This window comes from Bradyrhizobium sp. FW305-F6 (assembly GCF_058782905.1).
The window spans coordinates 1,204-22,119 of sequence record NZ_JBYSYD010000009.1; the positions used below are offsets into that span (position 1 = coordinate 1,204).

The window sequence follows — 20,916 nt, forward strand, 5'->3', positions numbered from 1 at the left end:
ATGGGGGGGCCCGCTTCTGCATCGACGTCAGCAGATGTGGGTACGCTCAGGGCGCCGGCGCGGGTATGGAGTCAGTTTAGCTGATCCCGTGAATCGTAGCTTGAGGAGGATATGAGCCGACCTGGTTTGAGCTGGAGGCCAAAGCCGTCGTTGGACTACGATAACTAACATTAATCTAAGCGAGGAAAGTGACCTTATCGATCCCGCACGAGGGGCACCATTACAAAACGTCCCACGCGCAATACGGCGCCGTCTGGCGCCCTGCGCAGCCCGAGCTCCGCGACGAGATCCTGCGCTTCTGCTCGATGCCGAAGCGGCGGCGCCGATCGGAAAGAGGTGCGCGGATCGTGCTGCACGTTGATCTGGCCCAAGTGCCTGAGCGCGCTCGGCGCGCCTATAGGAGACACACCTAGCTCGCGCTCGCTGGATGACTATAAGGCTATCGGCATTCGTTTCGTGGGTGGCGCCGCATTGCTCGCGTCTATGCCTGCCACGTGCTCGAGCAACTCCCAGTCAGCAAAACCGCGGCGGCCTCAATCAAGGGGATCAAGGCTAAGCTCGACGTTTCACGTCGGTCGCGTGCTGCCGGCATTCTGTCGGTGCGTCACGCCTGAAGACGCAGCCGCTGCCGCACTCTTTCGTAGAGCTGCACTTCGTCCTTCTGCAAGAGCTCGATGACCACGGCGAATTGCTGCCGATCGACATGGGTGGCCCAGCCGCTTTCGCAGCGCACGACAAGATAGTAGCTATCCCCATAGTCCTCGATGCCACGTTTGAACGTGACGGTGGCGGATTGGACGGTCCCCTTCTCCCTCGCCTGGGGACCTGGAACGAGATTGCAATTGTATCTCCCGGCGAGCTCCGGAAATGGACCATCGTCCTGCTCGCGCTTTCGATAGTGCTCAAAGATCAGATCAGGTTGGCAGCCCCGAATCAGCCGGAAGCTCATCCCGACACCTGCATAATCGGTTCGTGTGTGTCGCACCGGTGGATCAAACGCCAGCGTCACGCGAATGCAGCGTTCCCCATTTCCCGCTTGAAACGCTTCGGGAATTGGAATGCGATAAACGGCAAAATGGTCGAGGGCGAGCTCGTCTTCTGCGTAGAGCGTGACGCGCGCGTCGTCGGAAAACGCCGCGCGTTCCAGATCGACGAGGCCGTGCCCGCAGATCGCGCGCGTCGCGTCCACACCAAGCAGCTGAAGCCGCTCCTGGGCCGGCTGCGGGATTTCCGCGGAACCTACGATGAGCGCGCGCACCAGATTGGCTGAGGCCTGCGGGAAGCGCGTCAGGATCTGGGCGGCGCTGAACGCAACTCGTGGGGCGGCATAGGATGTGCCCGAACCGGCCGTGAACAGGCGATCAAGATAGCTGTGATACAGCGTCAGGACGCCTGCGCTGCCGACATCCTCCCCGCCCCGCAGACGCGCGACGATGGGGTCGAAGATCAGCGTGCCGCCGATCTCGACCACGTCGGGCTTCGTCGCCCCGCCAGGACCAGGTCCGATCCGGGAAAACGGCGCCGGCTCATGCAAGAGCGTGATCGGGCGCACGCCCACATCCTCGGCCCGATCCGGATCGAGACCCTCGCCATGCGCGAGCGCGCCGACGGTGATCACATTCAATGCGCCGGCGGGTTCGAAGAATCGATTGGCGTCCTCCAGAAGATAGCGCGGATATTCGGTCACCGCCTGTTCCAGACGATTGCCGCCTCGCGGGCTGCGGTTTCCGGAGGAGACGATGATGACGACGTCGAGCTCACGCGCCAGTTCATCGAGCGTGGCCGCCCACGTCCCCACCTTTCCGCCATCGAAAACGCGTCGGCGGTCGGCCAGGGCCACGACGAAGATCCGACAGCCGAAGCGCAGGTTCAGCGTCGTGATCGCCTCGCGCATCTGGGAGGGCACGAGGCGGCGATCATCAAAGTCACCCCGATCGTTCACGACCTTCGCCGCACAGATACGGGCGCCGCGTTGCAATGCGCCGGCGGCGAGCTGTGCGCGCAGGTCGCCAAACACGGCGACGCCGGCGACCCGGGTGCCGTGACCCCAAACGTCTGCCGTGCCGAGATCGGCGGGAACGCCGATCGCGCCGGCGACAATATCCGCCAAGAACGGGTGATCGTTGACGCCGCTGTCGATGATGCCGATGAGCGGCGCGTCCTCGGCAAGCGCGTTCAGCGCGGGAGCTTCGGCCAGCGTCAGGTCGAGTGCTTCCGCCGTCGTTACATCCGGCGCCGGTGGCAGATCGACCGTCGCTACCTCCTCAATCGTTAGCAGGGTACGAATGAGCTCGCCCGTCAGGCGCGCGCGAAACATGCTGATCGAGGGACCGATGTAGCGATCCAAGACATCGCCGGCCCGGGCCTCGACGTAACGGATGACCTCCTCGATCTTGCGTTCCCGCAGACGGCGCTCGCCGAGGTCCCAAAGCTCGATATCGACCAGGTAGGATGTTTGGGGCACAAAGTCGTTGAAGTCCGCAAACCCTTCCTCCTGGAAGCGCGAACCAATCCGGTCCCGGGGCTCGACGGACCCAATCCTCTCGATCCCTGCGACGAAACTGTTGTACGGGGCGTGCTTCTGGCCGGGCGGCGCGCCGCGCTGGTAGGCATCGAGGCGGGCGCGGAAGTCCTGCATGTCTTCGTTTGAAGAGAACAGAACGAGCGTGCGGTCCGCATCGCTCGACAAGACCGTAAGCCCCAAACGCTCCCAGTCCTCCTCAAGCAGGGCGCCCGTCATTTGCACGCGCAGGATCAGAGAGGGATCGACGAATTCAGGCTTTCGCCGGCCTCTCTGCGCCTGCGTCGCCGCATCGAGTTCGTCGCGCAGTTTCGTGCTGTGCTGGTCGCGATCGCGTGTTGGCGGAGGCCCGCCGCCGCCGTGTTTGCGGCGCTCGAATTGTTCGGGGAGCCGGACAAGCTCAAGATGATCGTAGCGTGCCACGATGCGCCTAGCTCGTCGGCGCGAGGCGAGACTGTCCTGCTCGGCGCCGCGCCTCATCTTCCAAGGCGCGATTGAAATCGCGTTCCTGCATCTGCTTGCGGCGGTCGATGATCATCGACTTGACCGCCTGCGTGCAGACCCGCTCGATCTCGGCGTAGGAATAGCCTTCCAGCGCAGCGGCATGCTGCATCGGATCGAAGGTGAGGTCGACATTCTTGAACTTCAACCGCAAGAATCGCCCGATCATCGACCGGCCAGGTTTGTCGAACCAGACGACTTCGTCGAACCGCCGCCAGACCGCCGGATCGAGCGATCGGTCCAGGTTCGTCGCGGCGATCAAGAAGCCCTTCGGCTGGATGTGGTCGATGAACAACAACAAGCTGTTGACGACGCGGCGCAGCTCATTGTGCTCGCTGCTGTCATCGCGCGAGCGCGCCAGCGCGTCGAACTCGTCAAAAAACAGAACGCACGGTTGCTTGCGGGCGAACTCGAAAATCTTGCGGACATTGCCGGCCGTCTCACCCAAGTAGGACGAGATCAGCCGGTCAAGCTTGACGAGAAAGAGCGGTAGTCCAAGCTCCGCGGCGAAAATCTCCGCGCACAGCGTCTTGCCGCAGCCCGGCGGCCCGCAGAACAGGAGTTTCGAGCGCACCCTGAGGCCGTGGCGCCGAATTTCATCGGCGCGGCGAAACTCTTTGACGAGGCCAAGCAGCACGCGCGCGTTCGTCGCGCCCAGGACGATGTCGTTCCGGCTGTGCCGCGGCTCAACCCGCTCGATAAAATCCGCCGCCGCCTCGGGAAAGGGAATGAGGGGCGCGAGCGCCTTGGGACCGCTCGGCCGGCTCGGGCCAGCCTCGAGCGTCTTGCGCAGGCTCCGTGCCAGAGCGCGATTATTCTTCTTCTCCTCCTCGTCGATGATTTGCTCTGCCACGGCGCGGAACTCGTCGTCCCGACCGTAGCTGGCCAGCAATTTCTTCATCAACTCCCCGCGGGCCATGGCTCTGCTTTACTTTCCCCTGTGGGACGAATCATAACCTCAATCGAAGTGTTTCACGATGGGGTTACTGCCCGATTTAAACAACGCAAATGGCCGACGGCCACAGATGGCAAATTGGATGTCCGAAATACATATGCAAACTTCGGACAGCCCAAGCAGGGGGCGGCCTTTCAGAGAATCCCCCACGCCCGATAGCGTCCCCGTCCGGTCGCCTCGCGCAAGCCGAGCTCGGCCACCAGGTCCTGCGCGGCGCGCGGCGTGATGCCAAGTTCCTTGGCGATCATGCCGGCCGAGACAATTGGGCGGGTCAGCACGTAGTCCAAGAGTGCCGGCAGCCGGGAGGTGGTGCGGCGGCCGTTGAGTTTGCGGGTAAGCAGGGTGCGCTGGTTCAGCCAGCGATCGTGGTCCTTGAGGCCGGCCGCGGCAGCAGCGGTGATCGCCTCGAGCTGGACGGCGAGTCGCGCCGCAGCGTCGCGCGGCCGTCGGCGTTCACGCGGGATCGCCTTCAGCCCCTCGTGCAGGCATGGCAGATGCCAGCGGGACTTGCCGCGATCGCGCAACACGCTAGCTGCGAGCAGCCGGCCGAGCCAGGGCGTATGCTGTAGCGGTGCAATCTGGTCCCAAGCCTCCGCTGCGATCGCCGCCGCCAAGGTCGGGGGCAGGGGGCGAGTCTGGTCGAGGGTGGCGCGCCAGTCCTCGATCCGGGCGTCTTCGTCCCAGTCGGGATCGTAGACCAGCGGATCGCGCTCCGTCCGGGGGCGGCCCTCGCCGGCTAACGTCTGCTCCGCGCGGACCATCGCGGCGTCGACCGCGGCGAAGGCGGCCGCAAGGCGCTGGTCCGTCTCGATGAGCCCGGGCTGACCGTCGATACCGGCCTCGTCGTCACCGTCGAATTCGGCGTCGTCGCGCTCGTCTCCCCTCGCCGTTTCCCGGTCGTCCTCCCCTTCCCGGCCGCGCAAGCCAGCAAGGCCGGCGACCGACAGCGCCCAGCCGGGTTTGGCGTCGGCGATGCGACGGCGCGTCCGCAGCACGGCCCGGGCTCGGGTCAGCTCGTGGGTCGGGGCGCGGATATCCATGCCGGCGTCGTGGAGAACCAGATCTTCGAGATGGACGAGCTCACCTTCCAGCCACAGACTGGCGCAGGCATCGGTATAATGGGTGCGGGCGACCCAACCCTCGCGGATCGGACTTCTGGCCAGCCGCTCGTCGAGGCGGGCGAGCGCATCTTCGGCGGCGGCGAGCGGACCGGCGAGCTGGGCCCAGGGCAGCGGATCGGGGATTTTGTAGCTGGGCGACAAGGTCTTGATAACCTTAACAGGAATCACCGAAACGGAAGCTAACACAGCTTTGGGTTCCGTCATAGCGAGGCATGTTCCCGGCCACCTCTCACTATCGATAACCACCCCTTATCGATAGGGTTGGACGTCACGGCGCAAATCAGCGAGTCTGAGCTCTGGGGAGCCCCGGACATCGCATCGTCTGGGCACCCGATCGGCCCGTGAGCCCGCCATGCTGAGGCGCTTTGCCGTTCCGGAAGACAAAGTCCCCTGCCCTTCCGGTTGCAGGGACGGCCTGGCGGCCGCCTCAGGCGGCCTCGATGTCGGTCTGCGGAAAATCGCCGCCCTTGAACATCAAGGGCTGCCCCAGATGCCGGGCACAGGCATAGGCAAAACAGTCCCCAAAATTGAGGCTCGCCGGATGCCGGCCCTTGCCGAACCGGTCGAAGGCATCCAATGCGATCCGCGCCGTCTCCGGCGGCACCGCCACCACGGCGATTTCCATCAGCGCCAGATAGCCGTCGACCGCTTCCGCGGCGGCGCTGACCGAAAGATTAAGAACCCGCGCCACCGCGACCCCCGCCTCCCACACCGCCAACGGCGACGTCAGACGCGTCCCGGTCCGCTGCAGGCGGGCCAAAAGCTCCCGCGCCTCGTCCTCGTCGGTCAGCAGCGCGGTCAAGGCCGAGGCGTCGATGAACATCAATCGTCCTCGTACAGGCTGTCGCGGAACGCTTTGTCGGCCGGCTGTCCCTTGACAGGGTTGCCCCTGGCGCGGAGATCCCGGCAGAATTGGATGCCGAGGTCGACCAAGGACGGCTTGCCCTGCTCGCGCTCGAGCTCATGGGCGAGTGCCGCGTGCACCGCTTCGGTGAGGCCGATATTTTTCAGCGCCGCGACCTTGCGGGCGAGCGCGTCGGTCTCCGGGTTCTTGATGTGGAAAGCCATGACGCGTTCCTCTAGATCGTATCGTGTATCCGTATATATCACCTCGGATACACAGAAGGAAGAGCCGGTTACGCCGTTGGCAGGGCCACCAAGGTCCTGGGCCCCGCCGATTCGGCCCCCGCTCAAGGCGACGGGGCGCAGCCTGCCGATCGCGCGCTACGGAAATCGCGGCAATCCCGCTAAGACGCGCGGCCTTCGCGGCATATGAGGTGGCTTTTATGGTTAATTTTCAATGAACGCCTCCCCTCTCCGTCTCCCGACGCTGGTTCCATCGAGGCCGTCCTAGCAAACCTCGACCCGGCCTCCGCTGACGACGACCTCGTCCCAGCCCTCGCCCACGCCTTCCCAGGCTTTCAGTTCAGCGCCGCGCGGATCGACGATGACTACTGGCGCGACACCCGTTCGGTCATTCGACCGGATGGCACGCGGATCGGCGAACTGCGGCCATGGATGACAGGCGAGCTTGCCAAGGATGACGGCGACATTGACGCGCTGTGGCGGCGCCTCAAGGAGACGGATCTCCTGATCACCGAATGGCGCGGTACCAGCGCGTTCGTCTTCGCGCCGACCGGACCCGGCGCAGCCGATTACATCCAGATCGCGCTCGGCCGTGAAAGCGAGTGGCAGGCCGCCCCGATCGTCAATCCCGACTATCGACCCCGGGGCGAAGAGGAACTGCTCGATCCAAGCTGGCCCCGCCGGGATCAGCCGCCAGAGAGGGACCGCCTCGCCGGCCCCCTTTACCGCTTGCTTGACCGCGCCGGCGGCGCTTTCGTCCATATCCGTAGTTTTCTGGAGCGCTGCGGCCGCATCGAGCGCGAGAAGCGAGAGGCCAAGCGGCCCGAGATGGAGCGGCGGGTTATCCGCGAGGTCGGTCCCGACGGTACGCGCGAGACGCCTTTCCTGGAGGCGGTCCCCGACTGGTTCGACTACGTGCCGCGGGAGATTCGCTTCTTTCGCGACTGGGAGGACTCGAGCGCGGGTAGGCAGCGTGTCTTTGCGCATTGGGCGCTAGATGTTCGCGACTACACCTACAAGGGCGAGCGTGAGATCGGGTTCATCCCGCGGCCCTTGCAGCCGCCCCAAGAGCGGCTGCTGCCGACGCCAGACGCGTCGGTGCATCTCCTGATGGACCGGATCGAGGCGGTCGACCGTGAGCTCGGGCTCCCGTTCGGCTGGTTTTTCCTGATGACCCACGGCCATTGGGTCGACCCCGACGTAGGTCAGGCGATCGCGCAAGGCCTGAAGGAGCAACGTGTGCGTCTGCCCGATCGCGACGCGCGCGTGCTGCTCCGATGGGCCGACCGGACCTATGGGTTTTGAGGACGGGGCGATGGACAGCATCACCTCCCGCGCACTGGTCTCCGACCCCGAAACCCGGCGGGCCCTACAGCTCGACGCGCTGGCCTCGATCCTGCCGATGGAACGGCGCGACCGGCTAGCCGCGCTCCTGACCGACGACGACGTCGAAACGCTGAAGCACCTCGCGCGCGAGGGCATGGCGAGAATAGTCTGCGGGCGCTGGCCTCGGACCTCGCCTATCTCGAAGCTTGGCGCGAAACTCGTCCGAGGCCGAATTTTTAAGGTTAGCATTCTATGAATGCCACCCCTCCTCTTTGGTGCTTCCCGCGAGCCTGTGCTGAATGGCATTGGGAGCCAGCGCAACAGGGAGATGTTGTCAGCTGACAACATCCATCCCAGGCAAGCCCCCTGTTGTCAGCTGACAACAACCTCTTCCCGGGGCGCTGTTATCTGGCAAGAGTTCCGCCCGTCCGATGTCGCTATGTTGGAGTGGCTCGCAGCTCGGATCTCGGCGGATCTCCCATCGGGCCGAGGCTCGGTGCGGCTGCTTTGCTGCTTGCTATCCAAAGGAGCGGCTGGCCTTCGGCACTGGGCGCCTCGTCTTGTTGAACTCGATTAGGACAGTCCGCCGCGAGGTCGATTCACCCCTCGACCGGGTCATCCCAATGTCGCATGTGATGGCCCCATCCCTAACTCCAGCGATGCCGCGCCCCTGCGTGCGAATGCGCCGAACCAAGCGCATCTCAAGCTTGGCGATGGACGTCGCCTCGGCCGACTGTCCGAAGCCGGGTCAAGTCACTGCCATTACAATTGAGCCGGGCGAGGCCAGTTCTCTGCTGCTTGGTCGTGCCCGGCCGAGGTGGCGAACCGAGTCCAGGTCGCCTATCCGGTCGCGGTCGCGAACGGGATGGCATCCAGGACCCGCCGGTGGCGGCGTACGGGAACGTGGCGCCGCCGCAGAAAGTCCCCGTTGCAAGAGGCGTTTATCCAGCGTCGTGAATTTGTGAGACTTCGGCGACGATGGTATTTTGGAAGACTGCCTCGAATATCCGCTCGCCGCGCGCCGGGCGGGGCATGTCCAGCAGATCCGGACCGAAGCGTCGACAGCGTGTTTGCCCGGCGGCGGTACAGCGTTGGCGGGGAAGCCCTCGATTCATCTGCGACGGCTCGGGAATAGTGAGCCGACTTTGCCGACTCTTCGCCCGTCCAACGTGGGCGCTGAAAGGCCCGTGTCGCTGACGAGGGCGGCTGAAGCGGGTTGAAGGGGGCTGGATGCAGCGTGCCATCACATCATCTGCGGTGAATAATGTCGCGGCGGCCCGCGCTGGCAAGAGTGGGGGAGGGGGACGGTTCGGAGCACTTTGCGGAGCTGCGCGGCAGGGTCTCTTTGATCGAGAAGACGCACCATGGTTGCACCTTTCGATGCAGCGGAGGGAGCGGGGGGGCGCCGACTCATGCTAAAGTAGAGTTCCGCCCGGTCGCTGGAGGCTTTGTTGTCAGCTGACAACAGCCGCACGATGCACCGAAAAGCGCCATTGCTTGTGGGCAGCGCGCCATTGGGCGTTAACAACTCGTTAACCCTTTAATTCTTGCTCAAATCATAGAATCGTGGCCATCTCTCAAGACGGAGATCAGGCGTCTGACGCGCAGAAACCGTCTTGAGAAAGCAAATGCCGAGCTTAGCGGAAGATTCACTTACCATGAGCGAGACTGCGTCTGCCCGGATCACCCGGCACGCCGGCATTCTTTCCGGCCAGCTTCGCTCGCTGGCGACAACGCTTTTCCCGCCTTCAGCCAGTAAGTCTCTCCGCTCGTTCTCCTCAGGGGAGGTTGCGCGAATTGTCCGCGTCTCCGATGGTTATCTCCGACAGCTCTCCCTCGACGGACTTGGACCGACCCCAGCGACCGGACTTGGGGGCCGCCGATCCTATACCCTGGCTCAGATTCATGAGCTGCGCGCGTATCTAGCGACGGCGCGGCCCCGAGAAGCGTCGGAATTTCTCCCGCGCCGCCAGCCGGGCGACAAGCTCCAAATTATCACCGTCGCCAACTTCAAGGGCGGGTCCGCCAAGACGACGACGGCATTGTATCTTTCCCAATACCTCGCCCTTGCCGGCTTTCGGGTCCTTGCCATTGACCTCGATCCGCAAGCGTCGCTCTCCGCGATGTTCGGGTACCAGCCCGAGTTTGATATTGGGGCGAATGAAACTCTCTACGGTGCCATCCGGTATGACGAGCACCGCCGGCCGATGCGCGACATCGTCCGGCCGACCTACTTTGACGGGATAGGTCTTGTTCCGGGCAATCTTGAGCTGATGGAGTTCGAGCACCACACGCCTCGCGCAATGATCGAGCGGCGTGAACGCGGACACGACCTGTTCTTTCGCCGAGTCGCCAGCGCCATCGACCAGGTTGCCGACGACTACGATGTCGTCGTTATCGACTGCCCACCCCAACTTGGTTACCTGACCATGGGCGCGCTAAACGCGGCCACCGCGATGCTCGTGACCATCCATCCGCAGATGGTCGATGTCGCATCCATGAGCCAATTTCTCCTCATGACGTCGGATCTCATGTCCGTCATCGAGGAAGCCGGCGGGCGACTCGACCACGACTTCATCCGGTACGTCATCACGCGTCATGATCCCAACGACGTGCCCGAAGCTCAAATCGTGGCCCTCCTTCGTAATCTCTTTGGATCGGATGTGCTCCAGGCCACTGTTTGGAAATCGACTGCAATCGCCAATGCTGGCCTCACCAAGCAATCACTTTATGAGCTGGAGCGCGGCGCGGTAGGGCGGGGCGCCTACGACCGCGCGTTGGAATCAGTCGACGCGGTCAATGCCGAAATCGCGCAACTTCTTAAGAAGGTGTGGGGTCGATGAGCAAACGTACTGACACTATCAAGAGCCTTTTCACGGCCCCGCAATCAAGCACGTTGTCAGCTGACAACGTGCCCGCTGCCTTGCCGCGGGTCTCGTCGGGCTCGGTCCGCTCGTTGAAGGATTCTTTTTCCGAAGTCGAGAAGGAGAACGAGGAGCTTCGCGAAAGAATCGCGTCTGGGGCTGTGATCCTTGAAATCGACCCTTCGCTTATTGATCCATCACCCCTGTCCGACCGGTTTCGCGACAATGATGATAGCTCGTTCGAAGCACTCAAACAGTCGATAGCACAGCGTGGCCAAGAGGTGCCCATTCTCGTTCGGGAGCATCCTGAAGCAAAAGGGCGCTATCAAAGCGCGTATGGTCATCGCCGCGTCCGCGCCACGCGCGAATTGGGTATTTCCGTCAAAGCGATCCTGCGATCGCTGTCAGATGAAGCCCTTGTCGTGGCGCAAGGACTCGAGAACGCACCGCGCGAGGATTTGAGTTTCATTGAGCGCGCCAGCTTCGCGATGCATATCGAAGATGCCGGGCATAGCCGGTCAATCGTGCAGGATGCGTTGTCGATCGATCGGGCTGAGGCTTCGAAACTCCTTGCCGTCGCTCGGTCGGTTCCACCCGAAGTCGTTCGAGCAATCGGGAAGGCTCCGAAAGTTGGCCGCGGCCGCTGGCAGTCCTTCGCTGAATTACTCAAGGATGCCGCGTCGCTCAAACGTGTCAGAGCGGTGATCGCTGACCCGAAATTTGCAGAGCGGGAAACCGACGCGCGATTTCTCGCAGCATTCTCAGCAGCAAGCCGTCCATCTCCCGCGGGGACATCGAAGCCATCGGAAGAGAAGCCAGTCTTTTCCGCATCCGGGGACAAGATTGCGCACGTGCGTCAGGTCGAGCGCGAATTGAAGCTTACCATCGACAAGAATGTCTCGGCGACATTCGCGGCATTTCTTGTGGACCAACTCCCGGCCATCTTCGACGCCTTTTCCAAGACGAGTGGCGGCCAGGAAACTACCGAGGCCTGACGGCCTCGTCCCGTAAACACGAACCAGGAGCAGACAAGGGAAAAGAAAAAAGGCCCCCGAAACGGAGTTCCGGAAGCCTTCTCTTCAAGTTTGGCGACTGACAGAGAATCACTTTCGCGAATCGCAGTCAAGAGTTTCCACGCGATTTTATCGCCGTTTCGGCGAGCAGGTTTTCTTTGCCCAGCTGAGGCAAAGACATGCAGTCACACTCTCCAACGACGCCCTTTGGGCGGCGATCGCTGACGCTTGCCCATGTGGCAAGCCAGATGGTCACAACCGAACGTCCTCCCGAAAAGATCGTGCACAAGTGGAAGATCTTCCACGCCATCTGCACGGCACGGCCGCGCCTAGGCGTGTCGGAGCGCTCCCTCTCGGTACTGAATGCGCTGCTGACCTTCCATCCCGAAACCGCCCTGACAGGGGAGGACGATCTGATCGTCTTCCCCTCGAACCATCAACTCACTCGGCGAGCGCACGGCATGCCGGCATCGACGCTGCGGCGTCATCTCGCTGTGCTGGTCGACGCCGGGCTGATCGTTCGGCGCGACAGTCCCAATGGCAAGCGGTATGCGCGGAAGGACGACGCCGGCGAAATCGAGCTCGCCTTCGGCTTCGATCTGTCGCCGCTGGTCGTGCGGTCAGAGGAGTTCGAGAGCCTGGCGGCCGATATCGAAGCCGAGGCCCGCGCACTCAAGCTCGTACGAGAGCGCATTACGCTGTGCCGGCGCGACATCGCGAAGATGATTGCAACTGGCATCGAGGAAGCCGTCCCGACGCGAAGAGGAGGGCAGGGGCCTGCCGATTGGCAGGTCGTGCACGCCGCCTTCCGCGCGATCGTCGACCAGATTCCGCGCACGGCTACGCGCCAGGAGCTTGAGCCGATCGCCGACGAGTTGTCTCAGCTCGCCGACGACGTGCTCAATCTTCTGGAAGCACACATCAAATCCAAGAATCCGAGCGCCAATGAGTCCCATTCTGAGCGCCACATACAGAATTCAAATCCAGACGCCCCTATTGAACTTGAACCTGTCCTTCGAGAAGGCAGGGCGGCGAGAGCTGAGCCCAAACCTCAACCATCGCGAGTCGGGGAGGGATCGTATCCGTTAGGAATGGTCCTGAGTGCGTGTCCGGACATCGTCGATTATGCGAAGGGCGGGGTTTCGAACTGGCGCGATTTCCTCGCTACCGCGGCCGTTGTGCGATCGATGCTGGGCATCAGCCCGAGCGCTTGGGAGGAGGCGCAAAAGGTTATGGGCGAGGTGCCCGCAGCCATCGTCGTCGCGTGTATCCTGCAGCGCGGGACGGCGATCAATTCCGCCGGCGGTTATCTACGCGGTCTGACGCGAAAAGCCGAGGTCGGCGAATTTTCGCTTGGCCCGATACTGATGGCGCAGATCAATTCTCGCCGGCGAGACAAGCAGCGAGCGTGAGACGATGAGGCGCCGTTCCCAGACCTTGCCTTTTTCGTGTGATCGAAAATACCCGCACTGACCCAGCTGCTGCGCTGTGTCGATGCAAAGTCGTTCGGAGAGATCGTCATGGGAAAACACCCTCCAATCGTCCTCACGCCGTTCCTCCAGCCTCGTGATGAAGGGGCTGCGGAGCAACGGATGTACGTGGCGGGGTTCGCGGACGAGGCGGGCGAGGCCTGGGGGACGCTGATTCCTTTGGATGCGGAGATGGTCGAGCACGCCGTTCTGGGACAACAGACATTCACCGTCTGGTGCAACTCCGACGGTCACATGCAACCGCAGCCGAGCGGCGATAGTCTGTTTGAAGAGCTTCTGGAGAAAGGCCAATTGAAGGAGACGCCCCTCGATGAGCTCGTCGCCGAAGCCATCGAGCAGGGCAAGAATGAACCCAATGATGACATCCTCGATATGTTCGAGACCCTGCATGAGCGGCTGGTGCGGGCGGAGGGCATGGTCGCTGACGAGATCGCGCGGCGCAGGCGATGATCCTTCGCGGCGCGCGTGCGCGGTTTCATGCTGCACGGGTGAGCTTGTGATAACGCGAGCACCGCGACCGCGGGTGGCCGACACCCGGACCGGTCGATGAACACATAGAAAACCGACGACCGGGCCGCGCTCCGACTAGTCTTAAGCTTCGCCGGAGCCGGAAAACAGCGCCGTCGGTGGCGTCGCGCGCGGCGGCGGGAGGGTCCGACCGCCCGGGGCTCCCGGTCTGCTCTTGAGATCGTATCGTTGGGCCAGGTCGAGCAGCCGCCGCTTGGTGAACGGGTCCGCGTTCTCGGCCAGATCGCGCGCCCGCTGCGCGAAGCCCCTGTAAAATTCTTCCACGACGCCACCCCCGCAACATCACTGAAAACCGGATTTCAGTGCGAGACGCGTTCCGCGTCAAGCGCTCTGGTGCATGCGGACAAGTTTCGGCGATCTACTTGTGCTCGCGGCGCACCGGGAACTAAGCTGGTCGCGGCAGGAAAAAAACATGACTCCGCTCTACCCGAGCCGGAAGCTGTGCCCGAAGTGCGGGAAGCCGATGACGGCGATGCCCGACGACGTCGCGCCTGGCCAGCCGCGCTACGTCTGCGTGGCCTGCGAGGACGATCCGCTGCGCGACCCCGCCGCTCGGAAGTGGGCGGACAGCCCGCTGCGGCACCGGCCAAATAGCGTCCGATCGAAATCGAGCCCGGCAGCCGGATCGCTGTCGACTTCGATCGTGCTCACAACCCGCACCAATGCTGTGGCGTTGCAACCGGCACGCCAAGCTGCGTTCCATCGCGCGTGCCGGCGGAATCGTCCCGGACTCGGCGGCCGGCCCGTCCACCGACGCTAGCATCTGTTTCACGCCTCGCAGGGCGTGTCGGTCGCACGGATGCGGAGGACCGGGTTGCATCCGCATGGCGAGAACGTGGGCAGCCTCGTTATCGATCTTGCGATGGCCGCTTCGACAGGTGCGCCGACGTTGCTGACAGCGATAGTTTCCCTGGTAGGTGATGACCCGGCTCTTATGTGGCCTGCTTACGGTGAACGACGTTTCGCTGCGACGCTCGTTGCCTTGATCCGAATGGCGCATAGGGCCGTCCGTCTTCATTCCATGTGTTTTCGCGACGGGCGCACCCATCTGCGTCCTCGATAGAGGCTGGTCTGACCGAAGGGCGATCCCGCTTTGCGGGCTCTCGATCTTATCCCTGCAACGCCCGTCCTCGACTTTCTTCCCCTGGCGCTGCGCGCCATTCCTCGCGGTCCAAGAAAGTCGCTGCCGGCCGCCCTCCATTTCATTTCGGCCCTTTGGGTGCAGGTCGATCGCCTCCGGTCTCACGACCGCCATCGAGGTCGCGATAGGCGCGGCCCGAGAAAACAAAGGGAATGAGACAATGGCTACCATCGGCACCTTCACCTCCACCGGCAATGGCTTCTCCGGCGCGATCAAGACGCTCAACCTCAACGTCAAGGCCAAGCTGATCCGCGTCGAGAACCCTTCCGACAAGGGACCGCACTTCCGCATCTACTCAGGCAACGTCGAGCTGGGTGCTGCCTGGCAGAAGACCGCCAAGGACACTGAGCGCGACTACCTCTCCGTCAAGCTGGACGATCCGAGCTTCCCCGCCCCGATCTACGCCACCCTGACCGAGGTCGAAGGTGCGGAAGGTCTCCAGCTGATCTGGTCCCGGCCCAACCGGGACTGAGGCTCAGCCAGTGGGCTCCGCCGCGAGGCGGGGCCCGCTCCCTTCGACTGGAGATGCGATCATGACCATCGACACCATTGAAGAGTTGCGCGCCGAGCTGCGCGACTGCGTATTCACGCCGGCGGAGCGCAAGGCGCTCGAACTCGAATTGGCCGAGCTCATCCGCCAACGCGACGAAGCGCTCGCGGCCGAGGAGAGGGCATAAGCCCCCTCGTCTTGCGTCTTACGACACACCGTCGCTTGGGGCCGCTCCTCCGTTCAGAACATCTTTCACGGCTTTAGCAGGTGTAAACGTCAGCTTCCTGGAAGCTGCGATCGCAATCGTTGCGCCCGTCGACGGATTGCGGCCCTCACGCGCGGGGCTATCCTTGACCTTGAACTTGCCAAACCCGGGAAGGCTCGTCTCGGCTCCGGTTACGGCCGCATCAGCGATCGCCTTGAACACGCTATCGACGATCGTTTTCGCCTGAGCCTTTGTCAGGTCGTTCTCGGCTGCGATCGTTTCCGCGATCTCGTTGGCAGTCGTCATGGGACGAGCTCCGTCTAGTTTCGATTTTGCTCGTCTGACATCAAGGCTGTGGGACAGATAGAGCCGGCATCACGGCCAGAGCCGTAATCCCCGAGAAATTGCCTACCGTGACAGCTTTTCGTCGACTGCAGCATAACCGCGCCTTCGCTTGGCGCGCTCCAGCCGTCCGAATGCTTCGACAGCCTTCGCAGTGCCATCGAAGGTCTGCATCATGGTCTTGCCGTTCGTGCCGATCCGGCCCCAATTGCGGATCAGCGACATTCTCCGAACAGGGTCGGCTGCGTGGACAATGCATAAAACCGCCGCATATTGCGCCCGGCATCGATGCGGCGCTGATGAAGCGGTTCTGGTTGCGATTTCGGCATGGGCGGATTCTTGCTCCTTAGCAGGCGCCGTCCAATGAGTTTTATGAATCGACCGGGCAGATCCATCATTTTATCGATGGGTCAATTGCGCCGGAGGTTGCCGCGAACCTTGCCGGCTAAACCTTTCCTCAACAGTGACTCGCTGCCGGGACGCCCGTCGCAATGCTTGGCTTGTAATTGCGGCCGTCTTTATCGCAACAGCCGGCCATAGACGAGCTTGCGCCGGCGACACGACTTGCTCGGTGGAATGTATTCTCCTCGATGTAGATAGCCGTCGCACAGAAGAATTCGCATCCACGGGATCCACTCTTGCAGCAGTGGGCGGTTGGGCGAGCCCCTTCGGGACGGCTCTACTCGCGCCGCCGCGGCGACGCTCCCGGAGCCCGCAAGCGGTCTCCGCGCATTCGCGTGACGATCCTCTCGCGACCGTGTCGACAGCAGTCGTCCAGCAACCAGCACGATTTCCAGTCTCGCTTTCCGGAATTTGTTCCCTCGACGGCTATGGGCTGACCTGACTCTTCTGGCAGGAGATTCGCCGGATGAATTTCGGGATCGTTCCGGTGGTCGGATTCGCAATCGTCTGTTGGTTCAAACCAACATCCCCCGACATGAGGACAAGGACATGACTCCCACGCCGCTAGACCCATTTCGGGCCTCAAGATGAAGACCATTGTCATCAACAATCAAAAAGGCGGGGTCGGCAAGACGACGCTTGCTGTGCATTTGGCTTGGTTCATGGCGGAAGCGCACCTCCGTGTACTAGTCATCGACGTTGATGCGCAGAGCAATGCGTCCGATACGTTAAGGCAGTATGCCGGTTCAACGTTGGCCGCGGATTTGTTCAAACCGGGGATACGGATTGTGCCTCGGGAAGAAGAAGGCCTGACGCTCGCGCCGGCCGATAGCTCTCTGACTGATCTCGATCGCAGCAATGCGGCCGCCATAACGACTCTGCAAGAAAACCTCGCCATCGCGTCGGATCAGTTCGATGCCTGCGTCATCGATACGCCGCCATCGCTTGGGCTGCGCAGTGTCGGCTGTTTGGTTGCGGCGTCGCACGTGCTGGCCCCCATCTATCTGGAGGACTATTCGATCAAGGGAGTCAAAGGTCTAATGCAGACCGTGATCGGCGTGCAGAGGCGCTATGGCCGCCAGGATACGAAGTTCCTCGGGTTGCTGCCCTCGAACTTCAACACGAAATCGCCCCGGCAAAGGACGCATCTTGAGCAGCTCCTGCGCGAGGCTGGCAAATATGTGTTCCCGGGCCAGATCGTTGCAAGAGACGGCTACGCTGAGGCCGTCGCGGAACGTCTGCCGGTCTGGAAGCTGAAGCGCCGCTCTGCGCAAGAGGCTGGTCGGGAAATCCGCGATGTTCTCGCCAAGATCGTCGCGCAGATGGACGAGACGGCACATGGCGCTTGATCTCAGCTTTAAGCAGCTCATTGATGCCGCGGAGGATGTTGCCGCCCCAACCGGGCAGCCCACCTCCATCGCCATCGATCGTATTGACGAAGACCCGGATCAGCCGCGTCGCAGCTTCGACGAGCAGAAGATCGAGGAGCTTGCGGAATCGGTCCTTCAGCATGGCGTGCTGCAACCGATCGTGCTGCGGCAAGCGACCGAGGAAGGCCGGTACGTGATCGTCATGGGTGCGAGGCGGTATCGTGCGGCCAAGCGCGCCGGGCTCCGTGACATCCCGGCTTTCATTCAGGCCGTTGGTTCTGCGGATCGTTATGTCCAGATGATCGAGAATATCCAGCGCCATGACCTCAATGCCACCGAAATTGCGGCGTTCATCGCGGGCCGTCTGGAGCTAGGCGATAGCCAGGCCGACATCTCGCGCAAGCTCGGCAAGCCCAGGGACTGGGTTTCTCGCTACGCCTCGGTCCAGAGCATGCCGGAGTTCCTCCGGTCGAAGCTTGCCGGCTCGTCAATCCGTGCTGTGTATGAACTCTTCCAAGCGTGGCGCGAACAGCCCAACGCCATCGAGACCTTATGCGCAGCGCAGGAGAGTTTTACCGATGCACACGCACGTCAGCTGGCTCATAAAATTCGGACTGAAGGCCGCGGTTCGCATGCTGATTGCGAAGGTGCCTCTGGAGCTCAAGCAGAACGAAGTCGGCCGCGGGTGGCATTGCGATCGACAGAGACGGACCCTGTAATACCGAGCGCGGAAAGGCGCCCTCACTCGTCGGTTCGTCGAAACGAGACAATGAGCCCATCACTGACGATCAGAGTCCGTCACCAGGATCGCACGGGCTGTCTTCTGGTCGATCGACCAGCCTCTCAAGGCTCACGTCATGCCGTGCTGCTGATGGATGGCGCAGACGAAGCGGAAGAGGTTCCAACATCGACCATCACAATCGAAGAGGTCTTTTTCGCATGAAGCTGGTCTTAAAGAGTCTCCGCAGAAACATTGCTACAGTTAGTGCGCCGGCGGAGCGGATTTCCCATCCGAAGGATGGCGCGTTAGCGCAGCAGCCGGAGGCCGAACGCGCCCCCCACAGCGCTGTAGAGAGGCCGGAGGCTGCTGGAAAGCCGCGGCCCACATGCTCGGTGCCAATGTTGCCGATCTCCACGCGCGGTGTTCGTGGAGTGGAAGCACTGGGGGTGGAGCCGGCTGCGTCATTCCCAGAGGAATTCTTCGCATCGATCGTCGGCTGGGGTGGGTCTCAGTTGCAGCAACACCCGCGGGTTGAATGTCGAGCCTGTTGGTTTGAACCAACATCGAGGGGGTGGAAGGATTCGCGTTTTCTAGTGCAGGATAGGCTTCGCGCCAGCGATGTATTACATCGCGATTGGGATTGGCGTGCATGGCTCTGATCTCGCTTCGCGTCTCCGACCAAGTCGCGGCGGAGTTCTCAGTTCTTGCAGCGACACAGGGTGGCAAATCCGCGCTGCTGCGACGTCTGATCGCTGATGCACTAGCCGCACCAGCGCCGCGCATCTTGGCGTTGCCCGTCGGGCGACGGGAGAAGGTGACCGTGCGATTTCGTGAGAGCGAGATGCGGCAGCTTGCTGAAGTGTCACATCAGCGTGGCATGACCCGAACCGGCTGGATCGTCGCGCTGGTGCGCTCGCGGTTGGCGTCGCCCGTTCAGCATTCCCCGGACGAGCATGCCGCGCTTCGCGCGATCGTTCGCGAACTCAACCGGATTGGCGGCAACATCAACCAGATCGCACGCGCCGCAAACACCAGCGTGCTGCAGGGCAGGGCGGTTGAGCCCGATCTGTCCGCAATTCAAGAGGCCACATTGGTCATCGAAAGAGAGCTGGCGCAATTGCGTAGCGCGCTGCACGGCAATGCCGACTATTGGAATGGACAGTCATGAGCCGGCGCTCGCCGCGGCCGACCGACCTGACCTCCGAACTTCCGCCGATCTCGTATGTCTGGGAAACGCCCAATCGGCGCCCGCGGCGGGCCGAGTGGGATATCCCAGATCCGGGCGCTCCGGGCCTCCTGACGCCGGCGATGCGTGCAAAGCTCGAACGCATCGTGCGCCGAGCACCAGAGGTGATGGTCAAGATCACCGGTCGCACAAAGAGCGTAGCGCATCTCAAGTCGCACCTTGCATACATCACGCGAAACGGTGAGCTCGATGCGGAAACAGAGCAGGGCGCGACACTGGCGGGTCGTTCCGGATTGAAGGACCTGCAGCAACGCTGGGAGGATGATGCCGGCCTCGACGACAAGCGCCGCCGTGACGGATCGCTTTCGATCAACATTATTCTGTCAATGCCGGCCGGAACCGATACGGTCGCCGTTAAGGATTCAGCGCGGGCATTCGCCATCGAGACGTTCGGGGACAATCACGACTACGTCTTTGTCCAGCATCTCGACGACAAGCATCCCCATGTGCACTTGACCGTTCGGTCGTTCGGCCATGACGGCAGGCGCCTCAACCCCCGCAAGGCGGATCTTCAGGCCTGGCGGGAGCGGTTTGCTGGCGAACTCCAGCTTCGCGGGATCGCGGCGGAGGCGACGCCGCGGCGAACCCGCGGACAGGTGAGAAAGGCCGATCGCGGGGCGGTCCTCGCGATGCGCAAGCGAAAGGTCACGCCCAATGTCGATCGGCTCGCCCGTGACAAGGTGCTTTCGGAGGTGAGGGGTGGCAGGACCGCCAAAAACCCCTGGGACGAACAAATTAAGTCCCGTCAGGACGTGATCCGGCGTCGATATCTCGATTATGCCGCCGAACTACAGCGCTCTGAAGCGCCAGTAGATCGCGAGTTGGCTCGCCAAGTTCGGCAATTCGTCAAAGACATGCCCGCTGTCGAGACGCGCCGGCATGCGTTGAAGAATGAGCTTGCGGAGCTTGCCAATAGCCGGCGCCGCGACGCGGATCAGGGCGTCGATGCCGATGGGCGCGACGAAACACGAGGTGATGAGCGGGCCAGATAAGCTGACCCGGAGGTTCATCAGGCCCGAATCTCCCGGAGGATCGAGGCGCCCGGAACTATATCCCAGTTGCTGTTCCAGGGCGCTAAAGTTAGGCAGGCGAAACCATGTCCGTAAATCTCCATCGCGGAATGCTCGCACGATGATCATCAATCGGATTGACATAACCCTCTCAAGGCTGAAACAGGGGTTCGATTCCCCTAGGGAGCGCCACCCAGTACTCATCTGCGAACCCGGAATGGCCCCATTTCGGCTGGCCAAAACCGCCTTTTCGAGCACATCCCTGCTGCCCTTGATCCGGATCGCGGTGTCGTCGACTTCAATTACGCTGATGAGCGACTGTAGGTAGGCTTTCCGGAATGGGATGGACCCGGAGGTGAAGTTTTCCCGCATGGTGCGGCCGAACTTCTCAAGCAACGCGGGATCAATTTGAATTACGTTTAATGAGTGTGACTTGGCCCGCTCTAGTGCAGCCTTTGAGCGATCACGATCCGCCTTCAGAACATTCAAGCGGTCCTTGAGGACATCGTCGATCTCCGTGACCCCCTCTTCGATGAGCTTGTAAAGGCGCCCAAGTTTTTCGTCGGCATCGCTGAGTTCGCGCT

At 62.4% G+C, this 20,916-nt stretch carries 19 protein-coding genes and 2 pseudogenes; 13 read left to right on the forward strand and 8 right to left on the reverse strand.

The genetic code is table 11. The features are described from left to right. Positions 1-604 precede the first annotated feature (604 nt). The 5 genes from AC3WLX_RS33775 to AC3WLX_RS33795 form a co-directional block, all read right to left on the reverse strand. Entirely contained in the window at positions 605-2,944 is a 2,340-nt protein-coding gene (locus AC3WLX_RS33775) for a S8 family peptidase (RefSeq protein WP_035698962.1), read from the reverse strand. Positions 2,945-2,951: 7 nt separating this feature from the next. Next, positions 2,952-3,923 (reverse strand): AAA family ATPase, encoded by a 972-nt coding sequence (locus AC3WLX_RS33780; RefSeq protein WP_245265940.1) that lies wholly within the window; start codon positions 3,921-3,923, stop codon positions 2,952-2,954. A gap of 188 nt (positions 3,924-4,111) precedes the next feature. Then, positions 4,112-5,302: an RHE_PE00001 family protein gene (locus tag AC3WLX_RS33785; RefSeq protein ID WP_196236098.1), complete on the reverse strand. Its 1,191-nt coding sequence runs from the start codon at positions 5,300-5,302 to the stop codon at positions 4,112-4,114. A 223-nt stretch (positions 5,303-5,525) separates the two neighbouring features. After that, entirely contained in the window at positions 5,526-5,921 is a 396-nt protein-coding gene (locus AC3WLX_RS33790) for a type II toxin-antitoxin system VapC family toxin (protein ID WP_024342303.1), read from the reverse strand. Beyond that, complete coding sequence (locus AC3WLX_RS33795) at positions 5,921-6,166, reverse strand: type II toxin-antitoxin system VapB family antitoxin (protein WP_024342302.1); 246 nt, start codon at positions 6,164-6,166, stop codon at positions 5,921-5,923. The genes AC3WLX_RS33790 and AC3WLX_RS33795 overlap by 1 nt, the downstream gene beginning before the upstream one ends. Positions 6,167-6,370: 204 nt before the next feature. Between AC3WLX_RS33795 and AC3WLX_RS33800 the strand changes: the two genes are divergently transcribed. The 6 genes and pseudogenes from AC3WLX_RS33800 to AC3WLX_RS33825 all read left to right on the forward strand — a co-directional run bounded on the left by AC3WLX_RS33800 (position 6,371) and on the right by AC3WLX_RS33825 (position 13,327). Next, positions 6,371-7,489, forward strand: a complete 1,119-nt coding sequence (locus tag AC3WLX_RS33800; protein ID WP_024342301.1) for a hypothetical protein — start codon at positions 6,371-6,373, stop codon at positions 7,487-7,489. A 10-nt stretch (positions 7,490-7,499) separates the two neighbouring features. Next, a pseudogene (locus AC3WLX_RS33805) lies at positions 7,500-7,720 on the forward strand (integrase); the annotation flags it as partial. Positions 7,721-9,138: 1,418 nt separating this feature from the next. Then, entirely contained in the window at positions 9,139-10,353 is a 1,215-nt protein-coding gene (repA, locus tag AC3WLX_RS33810) for a plasmid partitioning protein RepA (protein WP_024342299.1), read from the forward strand. Further along, positions 10,350-11,369: a plasmid partitioning protein RepB gene (gene repB, locus AC3WLX_RS33815; protein WP_024342298.1), complete on the forward strand. Its 1,020-nt coding sequence runs from the start codon at positions 10,350-10,352 to the stop codon at positions 11,367-11,369. The genes repA and repB overlap by 4 nt, the downstream gene beginning before the upstream one ends. A 197-nt stretch (positions 11,370-11,566) precedes the next feature. Then, a complete protein-coding gene (gene repC / locus AC3WLX_RS33820; protein WP_024342297.1) occupies positions 11,567-12,799 on the forward strand; it encodes a plasmid replication protein RepC in 1,233 nt (410 codons plus the stop codon). Between the two features lie 108 nt (positions 12,800-12,907). Continuing rightward, a complete protein-coding gene (locus AC3WLX_RS33825; RefSeq protein ID WP_024342296.1) occupies positions 12,908-13,327 on the forward strand; it encodes a hypothetical protein in 420 nt (139 codons plus the stop codon). Positions 13,328-13,468: 141 nt separating this feature from the next. Here the strand turns inward: AC3WLX_RS33825 and AC3WLX_RS33830 are convergent, their stop codons facing one another. Further along, entirely contained in the window at positions 13,469-13,669 is a 201-nt protein-coding gene (locus AC3WLX_RS33830; RefSeq protein WP_024342295.1) for a hypothetical protein, read from the reverse strand. A 148-nt stretch (positions 13,670-13,817) separates the two neighbouring features. Here AC3WLX_RS33830 and AC3WLX_RS33835 point away from each other — a divergent pair, with 148 nt between their 5' ends. The 3 genes from AC3WLX_RS33835 to AC3WLX_RS33845 all read left to right on the forward strand — a co-directional run bounded on the left by AC3WLX_RS33835 (position 13,818) and on the right by AC3WLX_RS33845 (position 15,223). Beyond that, the gene (locus AC3WLX_RS33835) at positions 13,818-14,165 is read left to right on the forward strand and encodes a hypothetical protein (protein WP_024342294.1); all 348 of its coding nucleotides are present in this window, start codon (positions 13,818-13,820) and stop codon (positions 14,163-14,165) included. 541 nt (positions 14,166-14,706) lie between these two features. Then, the gene (locus AC3WLX_RS33840) at positions 14,707-15,018 is read left to right on the forward strand and encodes a DUF736 domain-containing protein (RefSeq protein WP_018273795.1); all 312 of its coding nucleotides are present in this window, start codon (positions 14,707-14,709) and stop codon (positions 15,016-15,018) included. Between the two features lie 61 nt (positions 15,019-15,079). Next, positions 15,080-15,223 (forward strand): hypothetical protein, encoded by a 144-nt coding sequence (locus AC3WLX_RS33845; RefSeq protein WP_196232455.1) that lies wholly within the window; start codon positions 15,080-15,082, stop codon positions 15,221-15,223. 18 nt (positions 15,224-15,241) lie between these two features. On the opposite strand, the gene AC3WLX_RS33850 is transcribed toward AC3WLX_RS33845, so the two are convergent. Both AC3WLX_RS33850 and AC3WLX_RS33855 read right to left on the reverse strand, forming a co-directional pair. Continuing rightward, the gene (locus AC3WLX_RS33850; RefSeq protein ID WP_024342293.1) at positions 15,242-15,547 is read right to left on the reverse strand and encodes an HU family DNA-binding protein; all 306 of its coding nucleotides are present in this window, start codon (positions 15,545-15,547) and stop codon (positions 15,242-15,244) included. Between the two features lie 102 nt (positions 15,548-15,649). Beyond that, positions 15,650-15,912, reverse strand: a pseudogene (locus tag AC3WLX_RS33855) (WGR domain-containing protein). 660 nt (positions 15,913-16,572) lie between these two features. On the opposite strand from AC3WLX_RS33855, the gene AC3WLX_RS33860 reads away from it, so the two are divergent. From AC3WLX_RS33860 to AC3WLX_RS33875, 4 genes are all read left to right on the forward strand, one after another. Continuing rightward, positions 16,573-17,334: a ParA family protein gene (locus tag AC3WLX_RS33860; RefSeq protein ID WP_024342292.1), complete on the forward strand. Its 762-nt coding sequence runs from the start codon at positions 16,573-16,575 to the stop codon at positions 17,332-17,334. After that, positions 17,324-18,298, forward strand: coding sequence for a ParB/RepB/Spo0J family partition protein (locus tag AC3WLX_RS33865; protein ID WP_024342291.1), 975 nt, complete (start codon positions 17,324-17,326; stop codon positions 18,296-18,298). The genes AC3WLX_RS33860 and AC3WLX_RS33865 overlap by 11 nt, the downstream gene beginning before the upstream one ends. Positions 18,299-18,725: 427 nt before the next feature. Continuing rightward, the gene (locus AC3WLX_RS33870) at positions 18,726-19,244 is read left to right on the forward strand and encodes a MobC family plasmid mobilization relaxosome protein (protein ID WP_024342290.1); all 519 of its coding nucleotides are present in this window, start codon (positions 18,726-18,728) and stop codon (positions 19,242-19,244) included. Then, on the forward strand, positions 19,241-20,314 hold the full coding sequence (locus AC3WLX_RS33875; RefSeq protein ID WP_024342289.1) for a relaxase/mobilization nuclease domain-containing protein: 1,074 nt from the start codon (positions 19,241-19,243) through the stop codon (positions 20,312-20,314). Before AC3WLX_RS33870 ends, AC3WLX_RS33875 begins: the two co-directional genes overlap by 4 nt. The last annotated feature ends 602 nt before the right edge of the window (positions 20,315-20,916 follow it).